The sequence below is a fragment of the Shewanella sp. 11B5 genome, from assembly GCF_002836795.1.
GTDB classification, from domain to species: domain Bacteria; phylum Pseudomonadota; class Gammaproteobacteria; order Enterobacterales; family Shewanellaceae; genus Shewanella; species Shewanella frigidimarina.
Window position 1 is genome coordinate 1 of record NZ_PJAP01000106.1, and the last position, 1,271, is coordinate 1,271.

Genomic DNA, 1,271 nt, shown 5'->3' on the forward strand with positions numbered 1-1,271 from the left:
ATTATTGTATTTATCTTATGGTATTTTTTATATAATTCCATTTATATTCTTGTTTGAATTCAGTTTTGTCATTATGAAGATTTACGAGAAAGTATTATACAAGTCTGATTTATTTGTTGCAATATTGATAATTCATGGGATGCAAATGGAAGTGCCTTATACTGTGGGTCTTCTTGTGAAGCTTTTTGTGGTTGGTTTATTCATTTATTGTATTTCTTTCTTCTTACCAAAAAGGAAAATGATGTTATGAATATTAGTTTTAAAGAGATCCGTCTTGATTGGCTTTGTGAGTCAGAGCTCGCATGTAGTGGTGGTGTTGTGCGTAAAGCGCTAACATTGACGAGTGCAGATAATGATAATATAAGCGTTTGTAAATTTATTTTTTTTAAGCAGACTAACAGACCAATTTGCATGCTCTTTATTGATGCATTATATATTGGGAAATCCCTCAATGATAAAATTGAATTGATCGCAAACAATTATAATCTAACTTGCTTTGTATCTGCAACTCATACTCATTACATGCCAAACATATCTAACGAATATAAGCACTTTGGATATGTTAATTTAGATTATTTGAAGTTTTTGTGCGATAAGATAGAAAATGTATTTAGAGAGTTTAGCCTATCTGCAAAATACGAATCTGTGATTAGTATTACAACATTATCAGATAATTACCCTGATGTACTATATCGTAGGCGTTCAATCAAAAGGCCTTATATTGATATTAGGCGGCTTTATAATCATATTAGTGCTTCTTGGATTCGAAAGCTAAAGTTTAAAGTATATGGAACTATTATGGCTCCTAATAAACAGGAGGGTGTAGTTAGTCCGTCTACAATTTTAACTCTAACTACAAAAAATACTAGTGTAGTGCTTTTTTCTAATGCAACTCACCCAACAAATGGTTTTTCAGATTCTTCATCAAGAGATATATACTCCATAGTTGAAAATAAGTTTGCTGAATTAGGTTCTAGTTTCATAGGCGCTCAGGGTTTTGCTTCTGATTTGAAAATAAACAGTACAGTTAAAATTAAAAATGTAAAAAGTTTGGTTAGGACAATTCTGTTTGGTGATTCTTTCAAGTCTCCGTCTAAATTTGAGTTAGATCGAAATGTAAGCTTATTGCTTAGATCTTCATTTCACCCTACAGAGTTATCTAATACTCCTTGCTCTGAACATGATTTATTATCAACTGAACTTTGGTTAGGGACATATGATCATTGCAGAAACAAAATTATATATAATTTCTCATTTTTAAAAATCAATAA

Annotated in this window: 1 protein-coding gene; it reads left to right on the forward strand. The window is 30.7% G+C overall.

Annotation, left to right across the window (positions count from 1 at the left end):
* Positions 1-246 precede the first annotated feature (246 nt).
* Positions 247-1,271: hypothetical protein (locus tag CXF78_RS00880; RefSeq protein ID WP_145991289.1), on the forward strand; the 1,025-nt coding region annotated here is incomplete at its 3' end.